The sequence below is a fragment of the Streptomyces sp. MMG1121 genome (assembly GCF_001280015.1).
Taxonomy (GTDB): Bacteria; Actinomycetota; Actinomycetes; order Streptomycetales; family Streptomycetaceae; genus Streptomyces.
The window spans coordinates 1-8,652 of the sequence record NZ_LGDV01000268.1 but is presented as its reverse complement, the minus strand read 5'-3'; the positions used below and the strand labels follow the sequence as shown (position 1 = coordinate 8,652).

At 71.5% G+C, this 8,652-nt stretch carries 9 protein-coding genes; 4 read left to right on the top strand and 5 right to left on the bottom strand.

What is annotated here, in order from left to right; translation table 11 throughout:
* Window positions 1-26 precede the first annotated feature (26 nt).
* Window positions 27-905, top strand: coding sequence for an ABC transporter permease subunit (locus ADK64_RS41995; protein WP_053667531.1), 879 nt, complete (start codon window positions 27-29; stop codon window positions 903-905).
* Window positions 906-914: 9 nt separating this feature from the next.
* Here ADK64_RS41995 and ADK64_RS41990 read toward each other — a convergent pair whose 3' ends face one another.
* Window positions 915-1,247 carry a hypothetical protein gene (locus ADK64_RS41990; protein ID WP_053667530.1) on the bottom strand — a complete coding sequence of 111 codons (333 nt, stop codon included), beginning with the start codon at window positions 1,245-1,247 and terminating at the stop codon, window positions 915-917.
* Between the two features lie 221 nt (window positions 1,248-1,468).
* Between ADK64_RS41990 and ADK64_RS41985 the strand changes: the two genes are divergently transcribed.
* On the top strand, window positions 1,469-2,497 hold the full coding sequence (locus ADK64_RS41985; protein ID WP_053667529.1) for an LLM class flavin-dependent oxidoreductase: 1,029 nt from the start codon (window positions 1,469-1,471) through the stop codon (window positions 2,495-2,497).
* 116 nt (window positions 2,498-2,613) lie between these two features.
* Here ADK64_RS41985 and ADK64_RS41980 read toward each other — a convergent pair whose 3' ends face one another.
* A complete protein-coding gene (locus ADK64_RS41980; RefSeq protein WP_053667528.1) occupies window positions 2,614-3,006 on the bottom strand; it encodes an SCO5389 family protein in 393 nt (130 codons plus the stop codon).
* A gap of 275 nt (window positions 3,007-3,281) precedes the next feature.
* Here ADK64_RS41980 and nucS point away from each other — a divergent pair, with 275 nt between their 5' ends.
* Window positions 3,282-3,953 carry an endonuclease NucS gene (gene nucS, locus ADK64_RS41975; protein WP_053667527.1) on the top strand — a complete coding sequence of 224 codons (672 nt, stop codon included), beginning with the start codon at window positions 3,282-3,284 and terminating at the stop codon, window positions 3,951-3,953.
* 10 nt (window positions 3,954-3,963) lie between these two features.
* Here the strand turns inward: nucS and ADK64_RS41970 are convergent, their stop codons facing one another.
* From ADK64_RS41970 to ADK64_RS41960, 3 genes are all read right to left on the bottom strand, one after another.
* Entirely contained in the window at window positions 3,964-6,534 is a 2,571-nt protein-coding gene (locus ADK64_RS41970; protein ID WP_053667526.1) for an AAA family ATPase, read from the bottom strand.
* 251 nt (window positions 6,535-6,785) lie between these two features.
* Complete coding sequence (locus tag ADK64_RS41965; RefSeq protein ID WP_053667525.1) at window positions 6,786-7,109, bottom strand: STAS domain-containing protein; 324 nt, start codon at window positions 7,107-7,109, stop codon at window positions 6,786-6,788.
* Window positions 7,110-7,286: 177 nt separating this feature from the next.
* On the bottom strand, window positions 7,287-8,135 hold the full coding sequence (locus ADK64_RS41960) for a 3-hydroxyacyl-CoA dehydrogenase family protein (RefSeq protein ID WP_053667524.1): 849 nt from the start codon (window positions 8,133-8,135) through the stop codon (window positions 7,287-7,289).
* Window positions 8,136-8,439: 304 nt separating this feature from the next.
* Here ADK64_RS41960 and ADK64_RS46480 point away from each other — a divergent pair.
* The coding region (locus tag ADK64_RS46480; protein WP_053667532.1) for a hypothetical protein at window positions 8,440-8,652 on the top strand (213 nt) is incomplete at its 3' end.

Genomic DNA, 8,652 nt, shown 5'->3' with positions numbered 1-8,652 from the left:
GACCTGACCAAGCCCGAGGACGCCCGATGAGCACCCACCAGCCCCCGATGCCGCAGGCCCCCGCCGCCGCGCCCGACTGGCAGGCGGCGCCCGGCGGGTCGTACCCCGGTTACACCTCGCCGATCCCGGTCGTGCGCACCCACCTCGGGCAGGCGCTGGCCTCGGAGTGGACGAAGATCAAGTCGGTACGCTCGACGATGTGGACGCTCGGCGTGTTCGTGCTGCTCGTCCTCGGCATCGGCCTGCTCGCCGGCGCGGTGGTCTCCCACTCCTCCTCGCAGATGAACAACGAGAACCCGCTCCAGCTCGGCTTCTTCGGGCTGCTGCTCGGCAGCATGTGCATCATGACCCTGGGCGTGCTGACCACGGCGTCCGAGTACGGCACCGGCATGATCCGTACGACGATGACGGCGTGCCCGAGCCGGGCCCGGGTGCTGGCGGCGAAGGCGATCGTGTTCTTCGTCGTCGCCTTCGTGATCACGCTGGCCGCCGCCACCTTCGTGGCCATGGTGCAGAACGCCATGGTGCAGGGCAACGGAGCACGCACGCCCACCGGCGGCGAGTGGCTCAAGGCCACCGTCGGGGTGAGCCTCTACATCGCGCTGCTCGGGCTGCTCTCGCTGCTGATCGGCTCGATCATCCGGCACTCGGCGGGCGCCATCACCATCATGATCGGCGTGCTGCTCGCGCCGCTGGTGATCGCCCTGTTCATGTTCTCCGAGTCGCTGCACAAGCTCCGCGAATGGCTGCTGGAGTACTCGATCCCGAACCAGCTGAGCCTGTTCTACTCCAACTCCCTCAGCGACTCCGGACCGTCCGGCTGGGACCCCCTGTGGATCGTCCTGGGCGTGACGGCCGCGGCGTACGCCGGCGCTTACGCGCTGCTGCGGAACCGGGACGTGTGAGGTCCTGGACTAGAACCTCGGCGCGTTACGGGGCCGCTGCACCCGCGTGGTGCGGCGGTCCTTCGCGTTCCAGCAGGACTTGTGCCAGTGGCGGCGGTCGTCCACGCCCGAGTGCTCCGGCCAGGCCACCACGTGCGGGACCCCGGAGGGGATCAGCTGGTCACAGCCCGGGCAGCGATAGGTCTTGCCCTCCGCGCTCGCCCCGGCGACATGGCGCACGCTCCACTGCTCGCCCTGCCAGGTCTCGGTCGACTGCCAGCCGCCGTACCGGCCCGCCTGGTCGTCCTCGGCGCTCCGGCCCGTCGTTCCGGCTACCTTCGGTCGGTTGCGACGCGGGGACACGGGGCACCTCTCGGGGCTGTACGGGAAGCGGGACTGCATCCAGCGTACGCGCCGCCGAGCGGGGTACGCGTAGGGCACCAACCCGTACAAGTCCCCCTCCGGGACCAGCGATTCTGCAGACAATCCGCAAATCTCTCCGCCAGGCCGTGTCCTGGGCACGTGTCAGACGGTTATGCCGGGTGGGGGAGCTCCGAGCCGGGGCCAAGGAAGCAGGAAATGCGATGTACGTAGGAAGCTTTGTGCTGGGCGCCCAGTTCCCGGGCCAGGGTCCGGGGGAAGCCCTGCACCGGGCGGTCCGCTCGGCGGAGGTCGCCGAGGAGGCCGGGCTGGACGCGGTCTGGCTGGCCGAGCACCACTTCGTGCCGTACGGCACATGCCCGTCCGCGATCACGCTGGCCGCCTTTCTGCTCGGCCGCACCCACCGCATCCACGTCGGCACAGCGGTCAGCGTACTGCCCACGGCGCACCCGGTGGCCCTCGGCGAGCAGGCCGCACTGCTGCATCTGACGAGCGGCGGCCGGTTCACGCTCGGCGTGGGCCGCGGCGGACCCTGGGTCGACCTGGAGGTGTTCGGCACGGGCCTCGGGGCGTACGAACAGGGATTCCCGGAATCACTCGATCTGCTGCTGCGCTGGCTGCGCGAAGCGCGTGTGGCGGCCGACGGCGAGCGGTTCCGCTTCCGCGAGGTCACGGTCGTGCCCCGTCCGTCGGAGAGTCTGACGGAGACGCCGGGGCCGGAGGTCGTCGTCGCCTGCACGTCCCCGGCGAGCGTCCGGCTGGCCGCCGAGCGCGGGCTGCCGATGCTTCTCGGCATGCACGTCGGGGACGAGGAGAAGGCCGAGATGGTCGCCCAGTGGCGGCGCTGCGCCCGGGCGGCGGGCCGGCCGGGCGAGGAGATCGCGACCGCGGGCCATGTCTCGGCCGGGGTGTGCCAGCTCGCGGACCGGCGCACGGACGCGGCCGAAACCCTGCTGAAGGCGATGCCGGGCTGGCTGAAGCAGGGCCTGGACGCGCACGTGACGGTCGACGGACGGATGCGCGCGATGCGCGATCCGCACGCCTACACCGAACTGCTCTGCGGGCTGCACCCGGTGGGCACGCCACGCCTGGCCGCCGACCGGCTCGCGGCCACCTCGGAGCGCACCGGTATCTCCCGTTTCGCCCTCCTCGTGGAGGGCTCGGGCGATCTCGCCGCGACCGAGGAGAACCTACGGCGGCTGGGCGCCGAGGTGCTGCCCCAGCTGCGCTGACCGAGGTTCGCGCGCGCAAGCCACCTGGGGGCTTGCCGCCCCAGTACTGAATGCACCTCCCGCAGGTGGAGCGGCAAGCAAGCGGCTCAGTGCCTCGGCCACACCGAAGCCGTGCGTCAGCAGTCCCGGAGCTCCGGCGACTGGTTGAGCAACTGGTTGCGCACCGAGGTGAAGCGGGCCAACGTCTCGTCGACCGAGGGGTCCAGCGGGAACACCGCCACCCGGTGGCAGTTCTGGAAGGCCAGCCGGACACCGAAGTGTCGCTGCAGCGCGCCGCGGATGGCGTCACTCGCGAGCGCACGCAGCAGCTGACCGCGCGCCTGCTCGTCCGGCGGCGGCGTCTGGTTGTCGGCGAACGGGCCGCCGTCGACCTTCAGCTGGGCTGCCAGGGAGCTGATCATCTCCCATGCGTATGGCAGGGAGGTCCGGACGCAGTCGACGAATGCTGCATCGTCGACCTCGCCTCGCTCGGCCTGTTCGAGTAGGGCCGGTGAGACGTCGAGCGACATGGGTTCTCCTCTCGCACCCCCGAAGCGCAGGGGTTGCCGGACAGGTCAGGGAGTTCGCGATGTCGAACACGCTCAGTACATACGCCGCGACCTCACGTTCCTACGGTAGGCAACCGTAGGTGACCACACCAGCAGAATGCGTATATGGAACGGTCCCGTTACGGGCACTATCGGCCAGGGATGAACAAGAGTTTCCAGGGACAATTGGGGCGATCGATCGGGAGCAGGACGGGCGAATCGCGCGCACCGAGGGGTGTCGAGTAGCGTTGCCGACCATGCGTCTCGTCATTGCCCGCTGCTCGGTCGACTACGCCGGCCGGCTCACCGCCCATCTGCCCTCGGCGCCCCGACTGATCCTGGTCAAGGCGGACGGCAGCGTCTCCATCCACGCGGACGACCGGGCCTACAAGCCCCTCAACTGGATGTCGCCGCCCTGCACGCTGAAGGAGGGCGCGGGCGAGGACGAGGGCGTGTGGACCGTCGTCAACAAGGCGGGCGAGAAACTGATCATCACGATGGAGGAGATCCTCCACGACTCCTCGCACGAACTCGGTGTGGACCCCGGCCTGATCAAGGACGGTGTGGAAGCACACCTCCAGGAACTGCTCGCCGACCGCATCGAGACGCTCGGCGACGGCTACACCCTGATCCGTCGCGAGTACATGACGGCCATCGGCCCGGTGGACATCCTGTGCCGGGACGCGGAGGGGCAGACGGTCGCGGTCGAGATCAAGCGGCGGGGCGAGATCGACGGCGTGGAGCAACTCACGCGCTACCTCGAGCTGTTGAACCGCGACCCGCACCTCGCACCGGTGCGCGGGGTGTTCGCCGCCCAGGAGATCAAGCCCCAGGCCCGCGTCCTCGCCACCGACCGCGGCATCAACTGCCAGATCCTGGACTACAACGCCATGCGCGGCATCGAGGACGACAAGCTCCGCCTGTTCTAGAACCGGGCCTTCACATCGCGGTGCCGGCCTGCTGTGACGCGCTCTGGGAGGCCGACGCGCTGCTCGTCGTGCTGCCGGTCGTCCCCGAGTTCGTGCCGGACGTCGTACCGCCGTCGGAGCCGCTCGTCGTGCCGCCGGTGGTACCGCCCGTGCCGCCGCTCGTGGTTCCTCCGGTGGTACCGCCCGTGGACCCCGTGGAACCACCGCTGGAGCCGCCGGTCGGACTGCCGGTGGAACCGCCGGTGCCGGTGCCGCCGGTGGAACCCCCCGTGGGGGAACCACTGCTGCTCCCACCCGTCGTGCCGCCGGTCGGGCTGCCCGTGGTGCCACCGGTGCTGCCGCCGCTCGACGAGCTGGAAGACCCCGACGGCTTCGGCGACTTGGAGGGGGACTTCGACGGCTTCGCCGAGCCTGACGGGTCCGCGCTGGCCGACGGCGCGGTCGTCGTGCCCGGTGTCGTCGGGTCGTCCGTCGTCCCATACGTCCCGTCCGGGCCCGGGTTCGACGGGCGGGGGGTGGTCCGGGGCGAGCCGGGGCCGTTGGGTGGGGGCTGGTTCGGGTCCGCGCCCAGGTTGCCGTCGCCCGTGCCCTGGCTGGCCGACGGGTTGACGTCGACCTTGCCGGCGGGGTTCTTGTCGGCGTTCTCGTGGGACGTCATGCCGAGCGTGACGACCGTGCCGAGGACCGCGGCGAGCAGCGCCCCGGCACCGGCCGCCACCATGTTGCGGCGGGCCAGCCCGCGGAAGCCGCCGCCCGCGCCGCGCGCCGGGGTCGTCGGCAGCTGACGGGTGACCAGCGGGTCGCCGAGGGGGGTGTACGGCGGCGGCGCCGACTCCTCGTGCCGTATCTCCGGCAGCTCCTCCCCCGCCATGACCGCGATCCCGGGCAGCTCGCCCGAGCGGTCGGCGACCAGCGCGAGGGCCCGGCGCCCGGCGACGGTGCCCCGCTTGTCGGCGAGCGCGCCGCGCAGCCCGATGGACGCCTCCAGTTCGGCGCGGGCCCGGTCCAGCTGTCCGGCGCACAGCGCGAGGACACCCAACTCGTGGTGGAAATAGGCCTGTTCATGTACCTCACCGACCGACCGGGAGGCCTCCGCGCCGGAGCGCAGGGCACGTTCCCAGGCGCCCCAGTGCAGCCCGGCCGCGAAGGCGGGCGCGGCCGTGCGGGCGAGCCGTACCGCACAGCTCGCCCCGCCCTCGGCCGACAGCGAGGCCTGCGGGACCGCGGCGGTCAGCGCGCCCAGCACCGCGTCGGCCTCCGCGCTCACCCGCTCGGGGGTGACGGAGGGGTGGCCGGACCACCAGGCGTAGTGCTCGGCGGCGGCGAGCGCCCGGGCCGCGGCGTCGTCGGCGTATCCGGCGGCCTCCAGCTGGGTCTGCACGCCGGCGGCGAGCCGGTAGCGGGAGCCGACCGGGGAGACCAGTCCGCAGCCCGCCAGCTCGCCGAGGGCGGCGTCCGCGTGGGTGTCGCCGACCAGCGCCGGCAGATGCGCCTGGTGCGGCACCTCGCCGCCGAGGGCGACCGCGAAGCGCAGGGTGACGCGGGCGGCGGGGCTGAGCCGGGAGGCGAGCAGCGGGGCGGGGGCGGCGGCGTCGCCGAGGGCGGGCAGCGGGACCGTCTCCACCGGCTCCACGAAGAGGTCCACCGGCGGGCGGGCGTCCTCAAAGGCGCCGTACTCGTCCGCCGCCCCGGCGCGCAGTTCGTCGCGCTGCCGGAGCAGGGCGCCGGCCTGGACGAACCTGAGCGGCAGCCCCTCGGACTCGAACCAGAGGTCGCCGGCCCAGTTGGCCTCGTCCTCGGTGAGGACACGGCCGACGGTCCGCTCCAGGATCTCCACACCGGCGGCGCGGTCGAGGCCGGCCAGGAAGACCTCCTCGACCTGGGAGTCGGCGGAGGGCGCGGGGACGTCGGGGGTGGCGCCGATCAGGAACGCGCACTCGCGGGCGGTGTCGAGCAGTTCGTCCAGGGCTGCGCCGCCGAACTCGATGTCGTCCAGGACGACGACCGCGCCGATCTCCGCGACCAGTGCGTGCAGCTCGTCCCGGTCCGGGCGGTGGCGGGGGGCGTCGTAGACGGCGTGGAAGAGGTCGTGGAGCAGTTCGCCGGCGGTGCGGTGGCAGCCGGTGAGCCGGACCACGCCGTCGGGGGCCAGGTCCAGACAGTCCTCGGCGACCAGGTCGAGCAGGGCGCTGCGGCCGGAGCCGCCGGGGCCGGTGAGACGTACGGAGCGGCCACGGGCCAGCAGCCGGACCAGGCGCTCGCGCTCGTCCTGACGCTCCAGCAGGGACAGTGCCGGCTGGGCGGGACCGGGCGGCACGGGCGGCCGCGCGGCCCGTTCGGCCTCGGTGCGCTCGGCGGCGGTGCGCTTGCGGGGCCTGTCCGGACGCTGGGCCGGCGGGCAGGGCTCTATCTCGCTGCCGTCGACGGGGTTGACGGTGAGCAGCAGGTCGCCGGCGACGAGCTGCGCCGTACGGGCGAGCGCGGGCGTGCCCTGCCCGAAGTCGGAGCTGAGGGATTCCCGGGGCGGGCGGTGGCTGTGCGCCTGCCCGTACTCCTCGGATCCCGGGTCGATCGGGTCCATGGGTTCCATGGGTTCAAACCCCCCAAAAGCGTCGTGTGCTCGGATTCCGGCCCCTCCCGGCCTTGTCGCACACCGCGCTGTCGCTTCTGGTCCGGGCCCGCTCGATCGAGGGTTGCGAGGCAGCGGGCGACCGAACCCTAAACCTTCGGTCAGTATCGCCGACAGGGTGGGGTGCCGTACGGCCCGAGACGTCACAGTCTCGTGAGGATTGCCCCGACGTGGGCTTCACACCGGGCCGGGGGTGCCCCGGGTCACACGCGGGGCAGCGATTCGACCCCGATGCCGCCCTCGATGGCGAGGATGCGGTGCAGCCGGGTGGCCACCAGCAGGCGCTGCATCTGCGGCGGGACGCCGCGCAGTACCAGACGGCGCCCGCAGCGGCCGGCCCGCCGATGGGCACCCATGATCACCCCGAGCCCGGTGGCGTCCCAGGAGTCCAGTTCGGACAGGTCGAGCACCAGGTCGCCGACGCCGTGGTCGACGGCCGAGTGCAGGGCCGTACGGGCGTCCGCCGCGCTCCGGACGTCAAGGCGGCCCCCGACGACCAGCTCGGCGTGGTCGCCCCTGATGTGCATATGCGCTCCCCGTTGAGTGCGGTTGGCGTACTCCGTGACAATGGTGACGATGCTGTGCACCGTCTGACTGTGTGCGTGGCGGTGCGGTTGCTGCTTGTAAGCGAACCGATACCGAATTCACCCCGGGGAGTGATGTTCCCGGGGTGGATGCTCGGCTTGGGTGCCTACGGCTCGGTCTCAGTACTTGTAGAAGCCCTGCCCGCTCTTGCGGCCGATGTCACCGGCGTCCACCATCCGGCGCATCAGCTCCGGCGGCGCGAACTTCTCGTCCTGGCACTCGGTGTAGATGTTGCCGGTGGCGTGCAGCAGGATGTCGACGCCGGTGAGGTCGGCGGTGGCGAGCGGGCCCATGGCGTGGCCGAACCCCAGCTTGCAGGCGAGGTCGATGTCCTCGGCGGTGGCCACCCCGGACTCGTAGAGCTTGGTCGCCTCCACGACGAGGGCGGAGATGAGCCGGGTGGTCACGAACCCGGCGACGTCGCGGTTGACGACGATGCAGGTCTTGCCGACGGACTCGGCGAACTCCCGCGCGGTGGCGAGGGTTTCGTCGCTCGTCTTGTAGCCGCGGACCAGCTCGACCAGCTGCATCATCGGCACCGGCGAGAAGAAGTGGACGCCGACGACCCGCTCGGGGTGCTCGGTGGCCGCCGCGATCTTGGTGATCGGAATGGCGGAGGTGTTGGAGGCGAGCACGGTCTCGGGGCGCACGATCTTGTCGAGCGCACGGAAGATCTCGTGCTTGACCTCCAGCTTCTCGAAGACGGCCTCGACGACGATGTCGGCGTCGGCGGCGGCGTCCAGCTCGGTGGTGGCGGTGATGCGGGCCAGGGAGGCGGCGGCGTCGTGCGCCTCCATCTTCCCCTTGCTCACGAACTTGTCGTACGACGCCTTGATACCGTCGGTGCCACGCTTGAGTGCCTCGTCCGTGACGTCACGCAGGACGACGTCCCAGCCCGCCTGCGCGGCGACCTGAGCGATACCGGATCCCATGAGACCGGCCCCGATGACGGCGAGCTTCCGTGCCACTCCGACTCCCTTGAAACGCGCTCCAAGTCTGCTTCTCCGGCGGACCATAGCGCTCTGGAGCCGCAGTGTGACCGGTAAGTAACGCGAGTCACGTCTCATTTGGCGGACATCACACCGGCAGGGGTGCGCGACACCCGCCCGGACCCCGCGGGGACGCCCTCGGGTCATTGTTCCGTAACTCCATGATCACATGGCGTGGTGGACGGGGGCGGGGTCATGCTGGCCCTCCCTTCTGATGGCGCTTCAACATCGCCCACAGAAGGGGCAGTTGGAGTGAGACCTGCTCACAGAAACGAAGAGCGCGATGTCGAGTAAGAAGGTGATGACCGTCGCCGTCCTGGTGACGGTCCTCACGTGGAGCACGGTGATGACCGTGCTGGGACAGGTCGCCGCCGTGGCCACCTTGCTCCCGTCCCTGGGCCTGCTCGTGCAGCAGATCGTCCAGGCCCTGGCCGGCCCCGACGGCCCCCGCGCGCCCGCCGACCCCACCACCCCGGGCCCCGTCACGACCCCCGCC